This is a genomic window from Paenibacillus sp. FSL K6-1096 (assembly GCF_037977055.1).
GTDB lineage: Bacteria > Bacillota > Bacilli > Paenibacillales > Paenibacillaceae > Paenibacillus_AQ.
In genome coordinates, this window is the sequence record NZ_CP150274.1 from 46,185 (window position 1) to 68,045 (window position 21,861).

16 protein-coding genes are annotated in these 21,861 nt (G+C 55.6%); 15 read left to right on the forward strand and 1 reads right to left on the reverse strand.

Annotated features, from left to right (window positions below; genetic code table 11):
- Window positions 1-71: 71 nt before the first annotated feature.
- The 7 genes from MHI24_RS00180 (at window position 72) to MHI24_RS00210 (ending at window position 12,297) form a co-directional block, all read left to right on the forward strand.
- Window positions 72-1,022 (forward strand): ABC transporter permease subunit, encoded by a 951-nt coding sequence (locus tag MHI24_RS00180; RefSeq protein WP_340023534.1) that lies wholly within the window; start codon window positions 72-74, stop codon window positions 1,020-1,022.
- Window positions 1,016-1,921, forward strand: coding sequence for a carbohydrate ABC transporter permease (locus tag MHI24_RS00185; protein ID WP_340023535.1), 906 nt, complete (start codon window positions 1,016-1,018; stop codon window positions 1,919-1,921). The genes MHI24_RS00180 and MHI24_RS00185 overlap by 7 nt, the downstream gene beginning before the upstream one ends.
- 115 nt (window positions 1,922-2,036) lie before the next feature.
- Complete coding sequence (locus tag MHI24_RS00190; protein ID WP_340023536.1) at window positions 2,037-3,641, forward strand: extracellular solute-binding protein; 1,605 nt, start codon at window positions 2,037-2,039, stop codon at window positions 3,639-3,641.
- Between the two features lie 103 nt (window positions 3,642-3,744).
- Window positions 3,745-5,202 (forward strand): helix-turn-helix domain-containing protein, encoded by a 1,458-nt coding sequence (locus MHI24_RS00195; RefSeq protein ID WP_340023537.1) that lies wholly within the window; start codon window positions 3,745-3,747, stop codon window positions 5,200-5,202.
- Window positions 5,199-7,025, forward strand: a complete 1,827-nt coding sequence (locus MHI24_RS00200) for a histidine kinase (protein WP_340023538.1) — start codon at window positions 5,199-5,201, stop codon at window positions 7,023-7,025. The genes MHI24_RS00195 and MHI24_RS00200 overlap by 4 nt, the downstream gene beginning before the upstream one ends.
- A 420-nt stretch (window positions 7,026-7,445) precedes the next feature.
- Window positions 7,446-10,565, forward strand: a complete 3,120-nt coding sequence (locus MHI24_RS00205; protein WP_340023539.1) for a family 43 glycosylhydrolase — start codon at window positions 7,446-7,448, stop codon at window positions 10,563-10,565.
- A gap of 19 nt (window positions 10,566-10,584) precedes the next feature.
- The gene (locus MHI24_RS00210; RefSeq protein ID WP_340023540.1) at window positions 10,585-12,297 is read left to right on the forward strand and encodes a hypothetical protein; all 1,713 of its coding nucleotides are present in this window, start codon (window positions 10,585-10,587) and stop codon (window positions 12,295-12,297) included.
- A gap of 74 nt (window positions 12,298-12,371) precedes the next feature.
- Here MHI24_RS00210 and MHI24_RS00215 read toward each other — a convergent pair whose 3' ends face one another.
- Window positions 12,372-13,349: a biotin--[acetyl-CoA-carboxylase] ligase gene (locus tag MHI24_RS00215; RefSeq protein ID WP_340023541.1), complete on the reverse strand. Its 978-nt coding sequence runs from the start codon at window positions 13,347-13,349 to the stop codon at window positions 12,372-12,374.
- Between the two features lie 227 nt (window positions 13,350-13,576).
- On the opposite strand from MHI24_RS00215, the gene MHI24_RS00220 reads away from it, so the two are divergent.
- The 8 genes from MHI24_RS00220 to MHI24_RS00255 all read left to right on the forward strand — a co-directional run bounded on the left by MHI24_RS00220 (window position 13,577) and on the right by MHI24_RS00255 (window position 21,455).
- Entirely contained in the window at window positions 13,577-14,128 is a 552-nt protein-coding gene (locus MHI24_RS00220) for a biotin transporter BioY (RefSeq protein ID WP_340023542.1), read from the forward strand.
- 6 nt (window positions 14,129-14,134) lie between these two features.
- Window positions 14,135-15,628: an AMP-binding protein gene (locus MHI24_RS00225; RefSeq protein WP_340023544.1), complete on the forward strand. Its 1,494-nt coding sequence runs from the start codon at window positions 14,135-14,137 to the stop codon at window positions 15,626-15,628.
- 35 nt (window positions 15,629-15,663) lie between these two features.
- The gene (locus MHI24_RS00230; protein WP_340023545.1) at window positions 15,664-16,461 is read left to right on the forward strand and encodes an ATP-binding cassette domain-containing protein; all 798 of its coding nucleotides are present in this window, start codon (window positions 15,664-15,666) and stop codon (window positions 16,459-16,461) included.
- Entirely contained in the window at window positions 16,446-17,300 is an 855-nt protein-coding gene (locus MHI24_RS00235; protein ID WP_340023546.1) for an ATP-binding cassette domain-containing protein, read from the forward strand. The genes MHI24_RS00230 and MHI24_RS00235 overlap by 16 nt, the downstream gene beginning before the upstream one ends.
- Window positions 17,297-18,061 carry an energy-coupling factor transporter transmembrane component T gene (locus MHI24_RS00240; RefSeq protein ID WP_340023547.1) on the forward strand — a complete coding sequence of 255 codons (765 nt, stop codon included), beginning with the start codon at window positions 17,297-17,299 and terminating at the stop codon, window positions 18,059-18,061. Before MHI24_RS00235 ends, MHI24_RS00240 begins: the two co-directional genes overlap by 4 nt.
- A 42-nt stretch (window positions 18,062-18,103) precedes the next feature.
- A complete protein-coding gene (locus tag MHI24_RS00245; protein WP_340023549.1) occupies window positions 18,104-19,303 on the forward strand; it encodes a phosphoenolpyruvate hydrolase family protein in 1,200 nt (399 codons plus the stop codon).
- 72 nt (window positions 19,304-19,375) lie between these two features.
- Window positions 19,376-20,599: a Tm-1-like ATP-binding domain-containing protein gene (locus tag MHI24_RS00250; protein WP_340023551.1), complete on the forward strand. Its 1,224-nt coding sequence runs from the start codon at window positions 19,376-19,378 to the stop codon at window positions 20,597-20,599.
- Between the two features lie 25 nt (window positions 20,600-20,624).
- The gene (locus MHI24_RS00255) at window positions 20,625-21,455 is read left to right on the forward strand and encodes a phosphoenolpyruvate hydrolase family protein (protein ID WP_340023552.1); all 831 of its coding nucleotides are present in this window, start codon (window positions 20,625-20,627) and stop codon (window positions 21,453-21,455) included.
- Window positions 21,456-21,861 lie beyond the last annotated feature (406 nt).

The following is a 21,861-nucleotide window of genomic DNA, read 5'->3' on the forward strand; positions in this document are numbered from 1 at the left end:
TTTCTTATCCCCCGGCGCAGCTATAATGAAGAACAGGAGAGCTCCTTAATACAGCCGAAGGGATGGGAGAAATGAAAGCGGTTTTAAACAGTCAGCAGGACCAAATCGGATTAGCGCGCAAACACACCTTTTGGCTCAGGATCAGGAGAGATGCGATACTTTACATCCTTTTGCTGCTGCCGCTCTTGTACATTGCCATATTTAAATATGCTCCAATATATGGCCTCGTTATGGCGTTTCAGGATTACAATATTTTTCAGGGGACGAGTGGAAGCGAATGGGTCGGACTTGATGTGTTCCGGTTTATTTTCGAGCAGGACAGCTTCTACCGTGCCCTTAAAAATACGCTGGTCCTGAATGTGCTGGATTTAATAGCAGGCTTCCCGGCCCCGATTATACTGGCGATTCTGCTTAATGAGGTCCGGATGGCCAGGTTCAAAAAAATAACCCAGACCGTGCTCTATCTGCCGCACTTCATGTCCTGGGTCATCATCGGCGGGATCGTCTACCTGATGTTCTCGAATGGCGGGATGGTCAATCATTTCCTGGACAGCCTGGGGCTGGCGAAGATTGAATTTCTGTCACAGCGGGTCCCGTGGCTGGTCACTTACATTTCGGTGGGGGTATGGCAGAACATCGGATGGGGGACGATCATTTATCTGGCGGCCATTACCGGCATCAACAAGGAGCTGTATGAGGCGTCCGATATCGACGGCTGCAGCAGGCTCCGCAAAATGTGGCATATCACCCTGCCCGGCATCAAATCCACGATTAATATCCTGCTGATCCTCCAGATTGGCAGAATGGTCTCGATCGGGTTCGACCGCCCCTTTGTGATGGGGAATTCACTGGTCAGCGAATATTCCGATGTCATCAGTACCTTCGTGTACAGAGTGGGGATCAGCTCGGGAGATTTCTCCCAGGCTACGGCCGTCGGGCTGTTCCAGTCCGTGGTAGGTCTGATCCTGCTGGTGGGTGCCAACTTTGTTGCGAAGAAATTAGGTGAGGATGGGATATGGTGAGAATGGCAGACACAATACGAACAAGACGGATTGGCCGGAAAACCAGTGTGGCGGACATCGCCATTATAGTGTTTATTGTAGCTTTATCATTTACCTGCATCGTTCCATTCCTATATATGATAGCGCTTTCCTTCAGCTCCAACGAAGCGATTATTGCGCAAAAGGTAGGATTATGGCCGGTAGGCTTTACTACAGAGACGTATAAGACGATTCTGACCGATGTTGATATGCTGTACACGCTGGGCTACAGTATTGTCCTGACGATTTTTTACACCCTGGTGTGTATGTTCCTGACGATCTGTGCGGCGTATCCATTAACGAAAAAACGGCTGTGGGGGAGAAACTTCCTGCTGTCCGCTCTGGTCTTCACAATGTATTTCAGCGGCGGTCTGATTCCTTCCTACATTCTAATTAAGAACCTGGGGATGATGGATACGGTATGGAGTCTGGTGCTGCCGGGCGCAATGAGTGTATTCAACCTGATTATCCTGAAAACCTTCTTCAGCTCCCTTCCGGAGAGTCTGGAGGAATCGGCGGCCATTGACGGGTGCTCGGATCTGGGGATACTTCTGCGGATTGTGCTGCCGCTCTCGCTGCCTTCGATTGCCACCTTGAGTCTCTTCTATGCGGTAGACCGGTGGAACGGATTCCAGGATGCCTTATTCTATATTACCAAAAAAGAGCTCTATCCCATGCAGCTTAAGCTGTACCAGATCATCTCGGCCAACCAGCAGCTGGACAGCCAGCAGGGCGGCGAAGGCGGCGCAGGCGCGTTCATCGTGCCGGAGTCGCTGAAGGCTGCAAGCGTCATGTTCGCCACTATTCCGATTCTGCTGATCTATCCCAAGCTGCAAAAGTATTTCGTAGACGGTGTAATGACGGGCGCGATCAAGGGCTAAAGCGGGTATACTCTGCGGAAGGAGGGAGGCCTGAGCGGCGGAAGTTGAAGCTGCCGGAGCAAGGAAGCTATAATCTGGATTACTATCATGATAAGGGATGAAAGGGTGGTATACCGTGAAGACAGGCATCAAGAAAGTATCGGCCGTTCTATGCAGCACCGTGCTGCTGGCCGGCGTTGCAGCTGGCTGCGGCGGCAATGACAAAGAGAGCACAGAGCCCGCTGCGCCGGAGTCATCAAATGCAGCAAAGTCTCCTTCTGATCCTCCTGCCAAGCTGACCGTAGAGGTGTTCGACAGAGGGGTTCAGGGCCAGCCGGATCTGAATAATAATACCTGGACCAAATACGTCAATGAGCATTTCGGCAAGCCGAATAACGCGATTGTGGAATATGTACCGGTCCCCCGGTCGCAAGAGGTCGATAAGCTGAACGTATTAATGGCTGCGGGCCAGGCTCCGGATATCTCCTTCACCTATGACGGAACGCTGGTTACCCGTTTTGCCAAAAGCGACGGCCTCTACACGCTCGACGAGCTGCTGGAGACCCACGGCCAGCAGCTGAAGGCTTATCTCGGGGAGAACGTGCTCGCTTACGGCAAATATAAAGATAAGCAGGTATCGATTCCGGGCAAGCGCACCCTGCTCGCCTGGAACGGGATGTTCATCCGTAAGGATTGGCTCGACAAGCTGGGAATGCCGCTCCCGACCAACAGAGATGAGCTGTACAATACGCTGGTGGCCTTCCGCGACAAGAACCCGGGCAATGTGAACGGCGTCATTCCGTGGGCAACGGCGGCAGCAGGCATGAACTACACGTTCGGCAACCTGGTTCAATCGTTCTGGGGCGAGATGTCAGAGGAGGAATTCGTCACCACGCCAAACTGGCTGAAGCCGGGCAACAAGGATGCATACAAATGGCTGAACAAGCTCTATAATGAAAAGCTGATCAGTCCTGACTTTGCCCTGGACAAAACGACCAAGCAGGCGGACGCCGATGTCACCAATGGCAAGGTAGGCTTCTATGCCGCCAACTGGGATTATCCGATGACCCAGAAAATCCGTGAACCGCTGAAGCAAAATGCGCCGGACGCCAACTATATTCCGATTGATACCTTCAAAAATGCCGAAGGCAAATATATCAAAGAGGTATATAATGAGAATGGCATATTCTCCTTCATTCCTAAAAGCAGCAAGAACGCTGAGCTGGCCATCAAATATCTGAACTGGATGGCAGACCCGGAAGTGATGTTCTTCCTGCAGTTCGGTGAAGAAGGCGTTAACCATACGATGAAGGATGGTATCCCGCAAGGGATTTCACAGACCGGCGAGAATATGATGACAAGTAACCTGAATATGGACTATACCGTAATTGTTAACGGCGCTGAGCTGGGCGACACCGAGAAGAACGTCAAAACCTATGCCGCAGCCCTGGCCTCCGGGGATAAGCAATATGAGTCCCTCGCTATGGAATCCTACAAAATCAACACGACCGACGGATATTCATCCTTCTATTACGGGATTCCTAACGAAGCCAATATCAAGTACGGCAAGACGCTTGGCGACATGAACAAGCAGATGATTGACCGTCTGATCGTGGCTAAGGAGTCCGAGTTCGACGCCTTGTACGAAAAGCTGGTGAAGGAATACATGGATGCCGGCGGCAAAGCGGTTCAGGAAGAGAATGTGAAGAACTACAGAGAAGTCACAGCGAATAAAAAGTAATACCTGAAATACGGATAAACCACTGGCTGTTCATTTGCGTGGTTTATCCGCATTTTGTTGGCATAATCACATCAGAAGAATCCACAGCCTCAGGAGGAGACCCATGTACAAGGTCATGATTGTAGATGATGAGTCGTGGGCGATTAAGGGAATCTGCAACGCCTTTGACTGGGAGCGGTATGGCTTTGAAATTACAGGACAGTTCACGAGTGCACACCAGGCATGGGAGGCGATCCTGCTGCAGGAGCCTGATCTTGTATTTACCGATATCCGCATGCCGGACATTTCCGGTCTGGAGCTGATGAAGCTCGCCAAGGCACGGGGACTCAGCACGGAATTCGTCATTATCAGCGGTTATGCGGAATTCGAATATGCCCAGGAAGCGCTGCGCTTCGGGGCGCTGGATTACTTCCTGAAGCCGCTGGATGTGGATATGGCCGATGCGTTCCTGGAGAAGCTCGCCCTGCATTCCTCGCAGAGAAGCGCCGCCCGCAATCACCTTCTGCTGGATGCGCTTACCTCAACAGATGAGGAAGAGATCAGGCGTTATCTGCCTTCAGGCTCGGAGACTGGCTGGTTCCGGGTGCTTGCGGTTTGCTATGAAGGGGACAGGCCGAAGGTCACCGGGCAGCTGAAGCTGGAGGGGCAGGCAGTTCAGGCGCTGGAGGTAGAGACCGGAGCCAGCACGCTGCTGGTTGTGCTGGTCTGCGGGCAGAAGGCGGGTCTGGAGCTGGAGGAGTGGCCCGCTGGAAATCCAAGCCTTCCTTATGTTCTGGGCATCAGCAGCATCTCCGGCGGGCTGAAGCAGATCAGCAAGCTGATCAAGGAAGCGGAGCAGGCAGCCTCCCAGGTGTTCGTAGAGAATACCTGCGGAGCCTTCTACTATAATCCCAGACTTGATCTGGTGAAGCCCTGTATCGATGACCTGTACAGCATCGTTCATGAGAACCAGTATGACCGGATCGATGTCTATACCGCCGGACTCCAGGATTATTTCCGGCATCACCGGCTGGGGATGAGCGAGGTCGTCTACTTATGGAATCAGGCGGTCGGGCTGCTGACCAATGCCTATTCGGCGGAACTGAAGGATATGGAGCTGGAGTTCCTGAATTATGCCGAGCTGAAGGAGCGGTTCGCGGACCTGGAGTCGCTGTGCAGCTACCTGCATGATGTATTGGGTGTCATCCGTGAAGGGAACAGCCGGTCCTTGCAGGAAGGGGATATCCTCTCCTGCTTCAACCGGATGCTCGCCTATATCGACCGGAATTATGAGCAGAAGCTGTATCTGAAGGAGCTGTCGGTCCAATTCTATATCAATCAGGTCTACTGCTGCCAGCTGTTCCGCAAGAATCTGGGCAAGACCTTCTCCGAATATGTGGCCGAGCTGAGGATCGGGAAGGCGCGGGAGCTGCTGACACGGACAGACCTGTCCATCGAGGAGATTGCCGTCAAGTCCGGGTATGTGGATTACTACTATTTCAATAAAGTATTCAAGAAGCATTGCGGGATGACCCCGGCCAAATTCAGAAAAAGCGATGCTGAGCGGAGCAACCGGCCATGAAGATCAGCAAGGTGAAACTGAAGCATCAGCTATGGCTGTTCATCGTGTGCTCCATCATCATATTCATGGTCATGGAATTCTATTTCTTCTTCAGCTTCTCGGATCTGACCCAGAAGCGGGCGGTCACCTACAGCAACCAGATCATTGAGCAGACCCGCCGCAAGATTGATTCGGTGTTCAGTGATATCCGGGTCAGCACGGGCATTGCTGTCAACAGCAAGCTGATTCAGGAATTCTCTGTCGTCAACGATGATTACAAACGAGCGTTCGACAGCGGCCCCTACGCTATGGATCTCATGGATTACATGAGGTCCTTCAATTCTTATGTGAGCGGAATCGTCATCAACGATATTAAAGGAAGAAAGCTCTACAGTCTGGAGTCGGCGAGCGGGGATATTTTTTTCATCAAACAGTACGAGAGCTTTATCCGTGAATATAAGCAGGACCCCTCGCTGCGGGAGAAGGGGCGGTTCACTACTATCCTTAAGGACGGGAGAACGGGAACGGAGCAGTTCTTCTATATAGAACCAATTATTGAGAATATTGGCGGCGTCTATTTCTCGCAAGTTACGGGGTACTGTACGGTCATGGTCAATATCGACAAAATGCAGGGACTGGTGGAGAATACCGAGCTGACGCGGAACTCCACCCTGTACATTGTGAACAACCGGGATGAGGTCATTGCCTCCACCAACTCCGATGCCCGGGGCACGTTGCTTCAGGATGTACTGTCCAGGAATAAGGACAAACTGCTTGAGGGTGTGGAGGCCACGATTGACGGCGAGGATATCCTCATCCAGGTCAAGGGGCTGGAGCAGGCCGACGGCTGGCGGGTGGTCAGCATGATTCCCGTGCAGGAGCTGACGGCGGACATGACTCCGATGCGTAAAGTCAGCATTATGGTGGGCCTTGGAATTATTGTGAGTATGATTATTACCGGCAGCTTCTTCATGCACAATCTGACGCGTCCGCTGATGGGACTGGTCATGGACATGAAGAGGGTGGCGCGGCGTGATATGGGCTTCCGCCTCAAGGTCCGGTTCACCAATGAAGTGGGCCTGCTGGCGCGCGACATTAACCGGATGATGGATGAGATGGAGGAGATGGCCAAGGAGATGATCGACACCCAGGCCCGGTTATATGAATCCGAGCTGGGCCAGAAGCAGGCGGAATTCGCCGCCCTGCAGAGCCAGATCAATCCCCACTTCCTCTACAACACGCTGAATTGTATCAGCAGCATCGGGCTGGAGTACGGCAGCAGGGAGATCGCCCAGATCACGTACTGTATGTCGAAGATCTTCCGCTACAGCATCAAGAAGGATAATCTGGTGCAAATCCGGGAGGAAGTGGACTGCATTCAGGCCTACATGAAGATCATCATGATCCGTTATGAGAACAAATTCAATATGGCGCTGGATGTGGAGGAGCAGCTAATGGATCTGCAGACTCCCAAGATGATCCTCCAGCCGATTGTGGAGAACTCGGTCTATCATGGACTGGAGCGGATGGATCAGGGCGGATGGCTGCTGGTGACCGGCAGCCTGGATGAACACGGCGATGTGTGCTTCTGCATTACAGATACAGGGAGGGGCATGGAGCCGGAGGAGCTGGCTGCGCTCCAGGCTAAGCTGGGAACGGACTACGAAGGCCGCAGCGACCTGGTTAGTCCGTCAGCGCAGGGCATCGGGCTGCTGAATATTCATAACCGGCTCCGGCATCTGTTCGGCGAAGGCTACGGCCTGACCGTGGAGAGCCGGTTAGGCTATGGAACGACTGTTAATGTGAAGATTCCGAAGCTGCCGGGCAGCGGAATCAGCATGTAAGTGTGGAACAGGGCATCTCCGTTTACCGGGAGGTGCCTTGTTTGCTGTAAGGGGAGAGCGGAAGCGGAAACAGTTGGATTTTGTCCACCTGCTGATGGAAATATGGACCGCCTTGGCGCAACAGTTGGATAAACGACTCTTATTCAAGCGCTATTTACTCCAAGTACCTCAATCCGTGAGCAGCAGTTGCTCTTTTTCCATTTGTTCCCCGGTGATCTGAAAAAACCGGGAAATTAAGCTGCGTTTATCCAATTGTTTGTTTCCCGGGTCTGGGGGCTGAGCCCGTGGCTGTTCTGGCAGTAATTACAACTAAAACGGTTACAAAAACATTTTAAGATAGTCCATTTTTTAAATGCCTCATGGAAGGTATTATGAGTACGCTAGACGGAATCATCATTCCTGCGAGAAGGAGATGAAAAAATGAAAGCGGTTAATTTTGTCCGGAAAGAACAGAAAAGGTCCAGAACAAGCATCAAAGCTCTGCTGCTCAGCCTCGCGGTTCTGCTCATGCTGCCTCAATGGGGAGGGGGAGCTGCGGCGGAAGAGTCGGGGACTGCTGCAACGGAGCCGGTAGCGGCTGCACAAGGAGGAACGAACGTGACGGATTTCTACAATGTCATCATGCAGACAGGGGCCGATCCCTGGGTATACAAGCACACGGACGGCTATTATTACAACACCTTTGTCAATGCCAGCGGAGTGATGGTCCGCAGGTCGAAGACGATTACCGGTATTGAAGCAGGCGAGCGGAGTTTGGCCTGGTCACCTGTTCCGGGAACCATGTACAGCTCCAATGTGTGGGCGCCGGAGATGCATTATCTCAAAGACACGGACGGCCAGTACAAATGGTATATCTACTTCGCCGCCGATAACGGAACCAATGCCAACCACCGCATGTATGTACTGGAGAATGCCAATGCTGATCCGATGAGCGGAAGCTGGACCTTCAAAGGCAAAATTACCGATGCCACGGACCGCTGGGCGATTGACGGCACCGTGCTGACCATTGGGGACCAGCACTATTTCATCTGGTCCGGCTGGGAGGAGACGGATGGAAGCTTCCAGAATCTGTACATCGCCACAATGAGCAATCCATGGACGATCAGCTCACAGCGCGTGCTCCTGTCCACGCCGGAGTATGATTGGGAGACCTCCCCTGGACGGATCAACGAAGGCCCGCAGATTACGATCAAAGGGAATAAGATCAATCTGGTCTACTCCGCCAATGGAAGCTGGACCGACAGCTATAGTCTCGGATTGATTACGGCCAGCACCAGTGCCAATCTGATGGACCCCGATTCATGGACCAAGCACAGCCAGCCGCTGTTCTCCAGCGCGAACGGTGTCTACGGCCCGGGCCATCACAGCATCGTGACCTCACCGGACGGCACCGAGGATTGGATCATCTACCATTCCGCCCGCTGGCCGGGCTCAGGCTGGACCCGCAATGTCCGCGCGCAGAAGTTCTCCTGGAACGCAGACAACACGCCGAACCTGGGAGAGCCCGTGAATCCGAACAGTCCGATAGCAATACCTTCGGGCGAACCGGCCAGAGTGCGCTATCAAGCCGAAGAAGCTCTGCTCGTACAAGATCCGGCTGGCGTCTCTTCTCCCGCAGTCCGGCGCGAAAGCTCTGCCTCCGGCGGCATGAAGATCACCAATCTGGCAAATGCCAACGACTACGCCCAGTTCACGGTCAACGTGCCGGAGGCGGGCTTCTATGTACTGTCTGTACGCAATAGCAACGGCTCAGCAAATTCGGGGGAAGCTTCTCATATCCTGTCGGTCAACGGCGGGCCGGGAGCGTCGATGAATATCGTTTATTCCGGTACGAACCGTTGGGGAGCCTCCACGGCGAAGCTCTATCTGCCCCAAGGCAGCAATACCCTCCGCTTCTTCAAGGGGAACAATTGGGCCGATATCGACAGCCTGGATCTATTCCGGCTGAATACATCGGAGCTGTTGTTCGGGACTCCCGGATATACGCTGGGGCTGGACGAAGCCCGCAGTCTGCCGCTCTATAGCGTAACAGGGACAACCTATTCTGCTGTCACAGCAGGCGTTGTTCTGAGTTCGTCCAACACGAATGTGGCGGTTATTCAAGCCGGGAATGTGGTGAAGGCCACAGGAGCAGGAAGTGCAACCATTACCGCCTCCTATAACGGGAAAACCGCTACCGCTGCCATTAACGTCAAGGCTGAGCCCAGAACGGTACAATCCTTGGCGCTCACCGGGCTGGAGCCTGTGCTGATCAGCGGCCAGACCAGCTCACCGCTAAGGGTAACAGCACATTACAACAATTATGAGGTCCAGGATGTAACAGGCAGTGCGCAATACACCAGCAGCGATCCGGCAGTGGCAGCCATCGACCCGGCAACTCATGCGGTAAACGCTGTTCAACCGGGCACGGCATTAATTACGGCTTCATCCGGGGGCAAGCAAGCCACCTACAGCATAACGGTCATTGCAGCTGCCGATGCTGTTCATGTCACTACAACAGTGAAGACGCCTTCAGGAGTGGTTCCCGCGCTTCCGGCAGTGGTGGATGTGGTCTATCATAACCAGCCGCAGCAGGCTCAGGTTGTCAGTGGCGAACTGGATGGACTGGACTTCAGCACCATCGGAACGGTTCAAGTACCGGTGATCCTCAAGATTGGCGGCCAGGAGTTCTCTTCCGCCATTTCTGTCGAGGTTGTACCGGGCTACGGCCTGGATGAGATCGTGAATCAGCTGCGCAGCAAGCTGGCTAATAACTCCTATCCGCTTGGAACCGGAGCAGGCAATTATAGTCCAGCCAAGTATGCTGACTTCGTTGCGGCCGTGGATCAGGCAGAGGCGCTGGCCGGCAATGCCGAGCTGACAGAGGCACAGTTCAATGCAGCGCTGACTGCACTTGAAGACGCGGAGACCGCCCTGCTGAATTCACTGAATACGACGCAGAACGGTATAACTTATAAGGCCTACCGGGATTTCTCCGGCGATACGGCAGGCAAATATCCGTATGGCATTACTACGCAGGATTTGACGAATGGCGCTACGGCTGTGGTCCGGGAGGAAGGCGGCAACAAATTCCTGCGGCTGACTACAACCAATGTATCGGGAAAAGCCAACCTGTTCCTGCCTTATCTTGGGGAGGTCAGTGCTGCGGGAAATCAGCGCATTGTCATTGAGTACCGCGTCCGGTTAAACAGCAGCTTCCAGTATGCCAACGGCGCCATGGTAAGAAATGACAGCGGCACAAGCAACTATTCGATGGTTACAGCGTTCGATTCGGGTAAAATCCTGGTGCAAAACGGCGGCTCCAACAAGGTCAAGGTGAGAGACTTCTCACTGGGCACCTGGTATACCATCAAAATGGTCGCCAACTGGGATGACAAGACGTACAGCGTCTATATCAACAATGAGTCTGCTCCGGTTGCTACAGATTTCGCCTTCCGCCATACCGGCGGCAGCTCACTGACCGGACAGCTGTTCGGCGTCGACGGCTACGCGAATGCATCCATCGACTTTGACGATTTCAAGGTTAGGGTAACTGATTAGCAGCGGAGGGATAGACAACATGTCAAGTCAATCTTACGAAAAGTTCACACCGTTACTGAGTGCCAAGCTCGTTCTGGGGTATCTGACCTCAATGGTGGATGAGCAGGAAGACAATCTGCCTTATTGGCTTGTACTGCCGCATAAGAAGCCAGCCGAGGCTGCCCATTGCCGGGTGGACGACGCGGAGCTGGTCGGCTCCTGGTATGAGGCCATAGACGCTGTGCGCAAAATGCTGAAGACGGAGGAAGGCGCTGCGGTGCAGCAATCCTTTTACCGTCATCTGATGAAATCCTGGGGGGAGCACGGCCTGCGCTTTCATGAGCCTTATTCGTGGACGCATACGAATCATAGTTCTTTTCATGAGATGGGCTATATTCTGCCCGCGCTGAACCGGATGCTGGAGAATGATGCCGGGGATCAGGAGGCGGAGAGCAGAGCGGCCGGGCTGGTGAGGGGAATGCGTTCCCTGGTGATTGAGCGCAAGGTCAGAACATTCTGGTCGGGGGATTATGAGGAGCAGGAGCCGCTGTACGAATTCCCCAATGATGTGTATCTGAAGGACGGCGGCTTCGATCTGTCCAGGCATACCGGGCGGGGGGAGCAGGCGATCCGCAATGCCATTGTCCTGCATTCCCTGGTGCGCAGATTCGAAATCGCCGGAGATGAGGCCGCGCTGGATCTGGCAACGGGTATCGCCAATCATCTGCTCGGGCCTTCGCGTTATTTCAATTACAGGCTGGAATTCTTCGGTCATGTCCATTCCGCAGGCTGGGTGGCCTCCGGGCTGGTCCGGCTGGGCCGCATTACGGGGAAAGAGCGCTATATCAAGGCCGGCAAAGGAATCTATGACTACATCCGTTCCCTGTCCTCATCCTTCGGCTGGGTGCCGGAATACGCCCAGTGGCATCCGCCGCATGAGGAGCATTGCGAGACCTGCTGCATCAAGGACATGATCGAATGTGCGAACGAGCTGATTCTGGCCGGGTACGGGGAATACTGGGAGGATCTGACGCGGTTCGCGCGCAACCAGCTGGTGGAGAATCAGATCCGGGTGACCTCCTATGTCGTTACTGACAATACCCGGCCGGACGGGGAGGGAATCACCTATAGGGACATTGACCGCAGGATGATCGGCGGCTTCACCGGAGGCTCACTCGTCAATTCCATCTCTTTGTCTAAGTTCCGCTCCATTGCGGGCTGCTGTGTCGGCATGGCCCCGGTAGCCCTGGAGATTGTCTGGAACCGGGCGGTAGAGTTCCTGGACGGAACGGTATTCGTCAATATGCCGGTGGATAAGGAGACGGATGAGGCCATCGTCACCATGAGCTATCCCGATCAGGGCTATCTGTCCATTACAGCCAAGCAGCCGTGCGATGTTGCGGTGCGGGTCTATGATTGGATGGGGGCGGACATCAGTGTGAAGTTGAATGGAACTGTATGCGCAGCCGCCCGGGAAGGCAATCTGCTTGTCCTCCACGGTGTAGGACCTGGAGATAAGGTCGAGCTTATGCATCCGCTGGAGACGGTGGTGGTGAAGGAGACGGTGCGCGGCGAGGAATATAAGGTATCCTGGCGGGGCAGCGATGTCGTGGATATCAGTCCCCGGGGAGAGCACTTGCGGCTGTACCAGCGGGATTTACGTATTCCGAAGGTGTATCCCTCTCCTGAAGATGTTCATTTCACCGGAGCGGCCAATTACGGCCCGACCCAGCAGGCGCAGGGGAGCAAGTAATGCTGAAGCAATAGCCATATTTGAAAAGACCACACCCCGCAGGCATTGCCTGCGGGGTGTGGTCTGTTGGCGCATTAGAGCCGGATATGCACTTCGCCGCTGGAGAGATATTCCTCCTCGCCATTCGCATAGCGGACCTTCAGGCGGCAGTCGTTGTCGATATCGATGGCAGTAGCCTGCTGCTGCTGATTCTCCTTAATGACCATGACTGTCTGGCCCAGGGACATCATCCGCTGCCGGTAGTCGGGCAGGAACAGGCGATTCTTGAGCTGCTCATAGTAGCCCAGGAAGCGGTTTAGCACCTCGGCAGCGAGCCGGTTGCGCAGATCTGCCGGGGGCTTGTCCTGCTCGTATACTGAGGTTGCAATCTCTGACAATCCGCCGGGAAACCCGCCGGAGGGCAGCGCCACATTGATCCCGATCCCGAGCACTGCGTAATCCAGCCACTCATTCTCCAGCGAGAGGGAGGCCTCGGTGAGGATACCGCATACCTTTTTGCCGTTCATGAAGACATCATTGACCCATTTGATCTGTGTGCTGAGACCTGACACGCTCTCAATGGCAAGCGCAACAGCAACGGCTGCCGAAGTGGTCAGCAATGTAGCGTCCGCCGCTGACAGCTTGGGCCGCAGCAGAATACTCATATAGATTCCCGTTCCTGATGGAGAGAAGAAGGGACGGCCTTTTCGGCCCCGGCCTGCAGTCTGCTCCTCCGCCAGAATGACCTTGCCTTCTGCTTCTCCACCGGAGGCCAATGTCTTCACCATTTCGTTGGTTGAAACCACGCTTTTAAATACTTCAAGACTCAGCTTCTGTCCCCGGGCATCCAGGTATCTGGACACTGCTGCGGCGGACAGAATATCCGTCTGGGCCGACAGGGAATAGCCCTTATTGGTGACGGCCTGTATGGAGTAGCCTTCGGTCTGCAGCGATTTGATCGCCTTCCAGACCGCGCTGCGCGTTACGGATAATTGCCCGGCGATGTCCTCGCCCGACAGATATTCACCCTTACGGCTGTCCAGCAGGGCGAGAATATGCTCTTTGACTGTCATGCCTGTTACCCTCCAGAAATATCGCTTTCCGATCCAACCCTTCTCAAATATATTAACATGCTTAGGCGGCAATAGAAAAACAAGGTTTCCGCTTGTTCAATTGTAAACCAAAAAAATAAATAGGTTTACAATACCTGTGGGCCTCGCTTATAATTCTGCTTGTCGGCCAGCCCCCGTCACCGGGAAGGCGGTCCGCACACTTATCCGATTCCATGGAGGTTGTTGATTTGAGAATTAAAGAGCTTGTCTACGCGGCCCTCTTCGCCGCACTGATCGCTGTGCTTGCCCTGATCCCGCCAGTATCGCTCGGCTTCATCCCTGTTCCTATTACAGCACAGACGCTTGGCGTAATGCTGGCCGGCTGCTTCCTGGGCTGGCGGATGGGGGCGCTCAGCCTGGTGATTTTCCTGATACTAATCGCAATCGGCTTGCCGGTGCTGCCCGGAGGACGCGGCGGGCTGGCCATCCTGGCCGGTCCGACTGCGGGCTATCTGCTAAGCTGGCCGCTGGCGGCCGGACTGATCGGCTGGTGCACAGAAGCTGTCTGGCCGAAGGTCCGGGCTTGGAAGCTGTTCGTTATCAGCCTGATCTTCGGCGTCCTGCTGGTGAATCTGATCGGTGCGTCCTGCATGGCCTGGATTACGAATACCCCGGTGTGGGCGGGTCTGACCGGTTCAGCAGCGTTCCTTCCCGGCGATCTGATTAAGGCTCTGCTGGCCGCTGTGATCACGATGCAGCTTAAGCCGCTCAGTCCGCTTGAAGACAAGAGAAGGGGATAAACAGCCATGAATCTGGCAGAGCTGATTCTGGAGCGCGGGCAACAGGTCCCTGACCGCATCGCGGTATCGGACGGGCAGGAAGAGCTTACATACGCAGAGCTTGCGGAGCGCGTCCGGCGGATGGCTGGCGGCTTGCGCCAGGGCGGACATACGGAGCAGCCCATCGCGATCTTAAGCGGCAACCGGCTGGAATTCGCCGAGCTTCTGCTTGGCGCTATCTATGCCGGATGTGCACCGGTGCTGCTGGACCCGATGTGGCCGCAGGCGGTGCTGGAGCAGGTCATCCGGCAATGTGAACCCGGGCTGATCGCCTGTGAAGCGCAATACGCGGTGAAGCTCTCGGGCAGCAGCTTCTGCGGAATGGACCGGTTGATCTTTGACAACGGCCATTCTGCCGGCAGCTACAGAGAGTGGCTGTCCGGCTTCGGGCCGGAGGCTGATGCAGAGAAGAATCCTGAACTGCTGTTCATCGGATACACATCAGGAACGACCGGGGCTCCCAAGGGCTATATGCGCACCCATCAATCCTGGTTCAGCAGCTTCGCAGCGACAGAACAGGCCTTCGGCCTGCATCAGATGAAGCATGTGCTTGCACCCGGGCCGTTCGTCCACTCTCTGTCGCTGTTCGCCTTGCTGCAATCGCTGTACAGTCTGGCCACCTTTCATCTGCTTACGGAATTCGATGCCGCACAGGTACTTACGCTCTGCTCCCGCGAGCCGGAGATAATTCTGTTCGTGGTACCCGCCATGGCTGATGCCCTGCTGCACCATGCTGACACCACCGGTACCAACGTAACCATGCAAGCCATTATCAGCTCCGGCGGCAAATGGCCTGCGGCCTCCGTACAGAGCTGCCGCGACAGGTTCAAGGGAGCCAAGCTCTACGAGTATTACGGCTCATCTGAAGCCAGCTATATCTGTTACCAAGAGCTAACCGGAACAGAACCGTCGGACTGCCTGGGCCGGCCGTTCAGCGGGGTAGAGCTGTCCGTCCGTGACGGACAGTTCCGCGAGGTGCCGCCGGGAACCGTCGGCGAGCTGTACGTCCGCAGCAGTATGATGTTCGCCGGATATTACCGCCTGCCGGAAGAGACGGCAGAGGTCTTCCGGGACGGCTGGCTGCGGACAGGAGATTATGCGGTTCTGGATGGGGAGGGGCAGCTTCGCTTGGCCGGACGCGCAGGCAGCATGATCAAGAGCGGCGGACTGAAGGTGTTCCCCGAGGAGGTGGAGGCGGTACTGCTCCGTCACCCGGCGGTCCGGGAGGTGATGGTATGCGGCCTCCCGGATGAACACTGGGGCGAGCAGGTTACAGCGCTCATCATCTGGAGCAGCCCGCAGCGGCTGGCGCTGGAGGAGCTCCGCAGCTACTGCCGACCATATCTGGCAAGCTACAAGCTGCCTAAGCAGATCATCAGCGTTAAGGAATTCAGCTACACCGGCTCCGGCAAAATCGCCCGCCAGCTCATGAAGAGCCGGGCGGAAGCGGGGATGAAATAAAGGAGGGGGTTCAGCTGGGAAGAGCAGGGCCTGTATTGGTTTTTGACCGGGTGGACTATGATTACCGGCAGGGGGAGCCCGTACTCCGTCAGCTCAGCTTCGCAATTCACCCGGGTGAATTCGTTGCCGTTATCGGTGCGAACGGCAGCGGCAAATCGACTGCCGCCAAGCTAACGAACGGGCTGCTGCAGCCGAGGGCAGGTCAAGTGAGACTGGGGCCGCTGGATACCCTGAACCGGCAAGATCTGGTGAAGATTAGAGAACGGGCCGGACTCGTCTTCCAGAACCCGGACGATCAGTTCATCACGGCGTCGGTGCTGGATGAAGTCGTCTTCGGGCTGGAGAATCTGCGGGTGCCCAGAGCAGAGATGAGCCGCAGGGCGAGCGCAGCTCTGCGGGCTGTGCAGATGGAAGCTTACGCAGACGCCGCGCCGCATCAGCTGTCCGGCGGCCAGAAGCAGCGGGCCGCCATCGCTGCTGTTATCGCCATGCAGCCGGAGATTCTGATCCTGGATGAAGCGACCTCCATGCTCGACCCGCAGGGCAGGCAGGAGCTTATTCAGCTTCTGCACAGCCTGCACCGGCAGGGCCTGACGATCATTCATATCACCCATCATATGGATGAGGTGCTTGCCGCAGAGCGTGTTCTGCTGCTATGCGGCGGAGAGCTGGCCTATGACGGGCCGCCCTCTGAGCTGTTCAGCAACGGCTCTGCTGCGGGGCAGGCGCTGGAGCTTCCTTTTGCCGCCAGATTATTTCAAGCTCTTGGACTAGAAGTGCCTGTAAGCGCGGACTGGAAGGAGACGATTGAGCAGCTATGGGCTATGCGTTAACGGATATAAGTGTAAGGCTGGACGGCCGGGATATTCTGCATTCCGTCAGCTGCCATCTGCAAGAGGGGAAGTGGATCTCACTGATCGGCCGGACCGGGGCGGGGAAGTCTACTTTTGCCAAGGTGGTTAAAGGGCTGACCCCCTTCTATAGAGGCGAGTACTTACATAATGGACGGCCTATGCCAAGAGACCGCCAGGGCCGGCTGAAGGCGGTTCCGCAGATCGGCTATGTCTTTCAGTATCCGGAACAGCAGCTCTTTGCGGCGACGGTGAAGCAGGAGCTGGGTTTCGCGCTCACCATGAAAGGGGCATCCAGAACAAGTGTGGACCAAGCTATTAAGGCGGTTATGGAGCAGACGGGGCTGCCCGCTGGGCTTCTTGAGCAGAATCCGTTCCAGCTCAGCGGGGGCCTGAAGCGGCGGGTGGCGATTGCTTCCGTGCTGATCGCGGACCCGGAGCTGCTGATTCTGGATGAGCCGGCGGCAGGGCTTGATCCCGGCAGCAGAAGGGAACTGCTCTCCCGGCTCCGAAGCTGGCAGAAGGAGAAGCAGCGGACGGTGCTGTTCATCTCGCATCAGCTGGAGGATGTAGCCGAATATTCGGACGAGGTTATTCTTTGCAATGAAGGGCGCATCCTGGGACATATGGGGGTCAATGAGTTATTCCTGAAGCGGGCGGAACTGATGGAGCAGGCGGGGCTGCCTCTGCCGGAGCCGGTACAGCTCTTAAGACTTGTGGAGAGGTTATCCGGGCAGAGGCTGGAGCCTGCAAGCTGCCGGGAGGCCGACATTATGGAGAGGGTTAAGGCGGTCTGGAACAGCAAAGGTGAGCGAGCATGAATAGTACAACCGGTTGGGGGCAGTATGTCCATGCAGATTCTGTAATGCACCGGCTTGATCCGCGCACCAAGCTGTTATGTGTCGTTGTCTTCACCCTGTGCTGTATGCAGCTTAGAACACCCGACGGTTATGTGGCAGCGACTGCGCTTGCGTGTGGTTCTATGCGGTTATCCCGCCTCCCGTTTCGCCTGTACCTCCGGGGATTACGGCCGGTACTCTTGTTCCTGTTGCTGCCGTTCCTCTATCATCTTCTGTTCAACCGGAGCCAGGAAGGCATAATAACGGAGGTTTACAACCTCTGGCGGATTCTGCTGCCGGTCTCCTTTGCCCTGGTGCTGACCCTGACTACGAAGCCGCTGGATCTGGCCAAGGGACTGGAGGTGCTCGGCAAGCCGCTTGCCCGCCTGGGGATTCCAGTGGAAGCCTTCGCGCTGATGGTGATGCTGGCCGTCCGGTTTATCCCGACGATCAGCCAGGAGCTCGACCGTATTCTGTTGGCCCAGAAAGCGAGAGGTTATGAGATCAGCTCTCTTCAAGGCCGCCAGCGGATTCAGGCCTGCCTGCGGCTGGTTATCCCGCTGCTGGTAACCACAATCGGGCGGGCGGAGCAGCTCGCCATGACCCTTGAGGCCAGAGCTTACGGGAACGGGCGCGGCCGGACCTCCTTCAGAGTGCTGCACTTCTCGCGTATGGATGCTGCTGCCGGGGGAATCATGCTTGTGTATATTCTGCTGATTCTGTCAGGCTGGCGGCCATGGTAAGATGGACGGGAAGAGAACACAGTTAGAGAGAAGGGATGAGACTTGAACCGGACCGCTATTCTGGAACGGCTCCAGACACAGCTTCATGAAGGTAACCACATCATCGGCGTCTCAACAGGTACGGGGATCACAGCCAAGGTGGCCGCAGAGAGCGGAGCGGACTTCATCCTGATGCTGAATTCCGGCAAGTTCCGGCAGATGGGAAGAAGCTCATTGGCGGGCTTCCTGCCGTTCTGTAACAGCAATGAGATGGTGATGGATTTTGGCTCCAGAGAGATTGTGCCGCTGGTCAGACATACGCCGGTGCTGTTCGGGCTGAATGCGAATGATCCTACCCGGGATATGGCTAAGTATATTGAGGAGATCAAGGCGAGAGGCTTCGCGGGCATCAACAATTATCCGACTGTCGGCCTGATCGACGGCAAGTTCAGAGAGGCGCTGGAGGAGGACGGCATCTGCTATGAGCAGGAGGTGGAGGCGATTCGCCTGGCGCATCAGCAGGAGCTGTTCACGGTAGCCTTCGTATTCGATGAGCAGCAGGCGGTCCAGATGGCCGAAGCGGGCGCGGAGGTGATCTGTGTGCATCTTGGCCTGACTGTCGGCGGATTGCTGGGCGCGCGGAAGGTGGTCTCTCTGGAGGCGGCCAAGACGAAGGCGCTGCGAATTCTTGCCGCTGCCGGTGAGGTGAAGCCGGAGGTGATCCAGATGATCTACGGCGGGCCGGTCAAGACACCGGTCGATGTCCAGTACATGTACAGCAACAATACAGCGATTATGGGCTATATCGGCGGGTCGGCTTTTGAACGGATTCCCTCTGAGCAGTCGATTACGGCCATTACCCGTGACTTCAAGCGCCTGGGCAAACTGAATGAGGACGACCTGATGGTCCAGATGCTCAGCGGCATCACCAAGCATTACGATTATGTGGAGTTCGTGAAGGAGTATGTGGCGCAGAATTACAGTGAGGAGATTATTTTCGCGGATCTGGCCCAGGTGGCCCATATCTCCCGCAGCTACTTAAGCAGCTTGTTCAAAAAAGAGGTAGGCTGCAGCTTCCAGAGCTACCTGGTGAACTACCGGATTGACAAAGCCGCTACCCTGCTCCAGTCGCCGCATCTACAGCTGTCCGAGGTGGCCGCCATGGCAGGCTATTCCGATTATGCCCAGTTCAGCCGGATGTTCAAAAAACTGAAGGGCTGCTCGCCCAGACAGTACCGATCTAACCTAAACACAAGAATATAGAACATAAAAGCGTTTTCATTCATGGACTGGCCCGGTATGATGAAGCTATCAAGAACAGAAGGAGGGCGCAGCATGAAGACGAAGACGATTGCCATTGCCGGAACATTCGATACCAAAGGCGAGGAATACCTGTATATCAAGCAGCTTGCCGGGGAGCTTGGACTGAAGACGCTGATGATCCATACTGGTGTATTCGAGCCGGTATTTGTCCCGGAGGTATCGAACGGGGAGGTCGCCCGTGCCGCAGGCATGAGCATTGAAGAGCTTGCAGCGGGAAAAGACCGGGCCTTGGCGACAGAGGTATTGTCCAGAGGCTTGGAGCAGCTTGTTCCGCAGCTGTATAAGGAAGGCAGATTCGACGGTATTATCTCCTTCGGGGGTACGGGAGGAACTTCACTGGTCGCACCCGCGATGCGGGCCTTGCCAATCGGCGTGCCGAAGGTGCTGGTCTCGACCGTGGCGTCAGGGAACACTGCTCCTTATGTCGGCACAAGTGATATCGTGATGATTCCGTCTGTGGTGGATGTGGCAGGCCTGAATTCCATCTCGACCAAAATCTTCAGCAATGCGATGTTCGCCATCGCCGGTATGCTGAGGTTCGAGACTGCGCAGCAGCCGGAGAAGAAGCCGCTGGTGGCAGCGACCATGTTCGGCGTAACCACGCCCTGTGTGACAGAAGCGCGTAAGGTTCTGGAGGAGGCGGGCTACGAGGTGCTTGTATTTCATGCAACGGGCATCGGCGGACAGTCGATGGAGGCACTGGTCGAGGCCGGGTTCATCGAAGGGGTGCTCGATCTGACAACCACGGAGTGGGCGGATGAGATCATCGGCGGGGTTCTGAATGCGGGCCCGCACCGCCTGGAGGCCGCAGGCCGCAAGCGTATTCCGCAGGTGGTCTCGGTAGGCGCGCTGGATATGTGCAACTTCGGTACAGCGGATAGCGTGCCGGAGAAGTTCAAGGACCGCAAGTTCTACCATCATAATCCGACGGTTACGCTGATGCGGACAACCGTGGCTGAGAATGAACAGCTGGGTAAGAAGCTGGCAGAGAAGCTCAATATGGCTAAGGAGAGAACGGTCCTGATGCTGCCTCTCCAAGGCATCTCGGCTATTGATGTGGAAGGACAGCCGTTCTATGGTCCCGAGGAGGACCGGATGCTGTTCGATACCCTGCGCGGCCAGGTGGACCGCAACGTTGTTGAAGTGATCGAGCTGGACTATGCGATCAACGATCCGGCTTTTGCCCAGGCGGCGGCCCGTAAGCTGATTAATCTGATGCAGGATGCTAATTCCTGAACCATACCACAAGGAGGAAATACGTATGAATAAGCTAAGCAGAACTGAGATTATGGCGAAATTCAAGGAAGAAGTGAAGGCAGGCAAAATTCTCCTCGGTGTCGGGGCAGGCACTGGCATTACAGCCAAGAGCAGTGAAGCGGGCGGGGCGGATATGCTGATTGTCTATAATTCCGGCCGCTACAGAATGGCGGGGCGCGGTTCACTGGCCGGTCTGCTGTCCTACGGGGATGCCAACCAGATTGTCGTGGAGATGGGATCTGAAGTACTGCCTGTTGTTAAGCACACGCCGGTGTTGGCCGGGGTATGCGGGACCGACCCGTTCCGGGTGATGGAGGTCTACCTGAAGCAGCTCAAGGAGCAGGGCTTCAGCGGTGTGCAGAACTTCCCGACCGTAGGCTTGATTGACGGCGTGTTCCGGCAAAATCTGGAGGAGACCGGCATGGGCTACGGCCTGGAGGTGGAGATGATCCGCACCGCCCATGAGCTGGATCTGCTGACCACCCCGTATGTGTTCGACCCGGAGCAGGCGAGAGCGATGGCCGAAGCAGGTGCTGACATTCTGGTTGCCCATATGGGCCTGACCACCAAGGGCACGATTGGTGCTGTAACTGCGCTGACGCTGGATGACTGCGTGGAACGCATCGAGGCGATTATTGAAGCCGGACGGGCCGTGAACCCGGACATTATGATTATCTGCCACGGCGGGCCGATTGCCGAGCCGGAGGATGCAGCGTATGTGATTGAGCGGACGAAGGGCATCGACGGTTTCTTCGGCGCATCGAGCATCGAGCGTTTTGCCGCCGAGAAGGGCATCACCCAGCAGACCGAGGCGTTCAAGGCTATTCATAAATAAGAGCGTTATAGCCAACCGGCTGTACACTCTCAAAAAGCTGTCTCCAAAGCCATCAAGTGGCTGGTTGGGGCAGCTTTTTCTTTGGGAGCAGGAGCACAACTCTCACTCACATCCGGTCCGTTACCCTGCACCCGCCAAATGTAGTCGGTTTTTCGATTATATTTGACCCGTGCACGTCCCACTCGCCTAATGCGAATGTGTTCAGTTTTCTACATACATCCCGCCCATATATCAGCAGATTCATCCGTCCAAGCCTGTGGAAGATTAATTACAATTTTTCTGTCCGCAGGCCTTTATTGAACAGGGTCCGGTCCGTATAATAAGGGAGGGAAAGGAGAACCCTGCCTGGAATGAACAAAGTATGAACCAGGATTGAACATTTATTTTATGGATTTGTAGGGGGGCA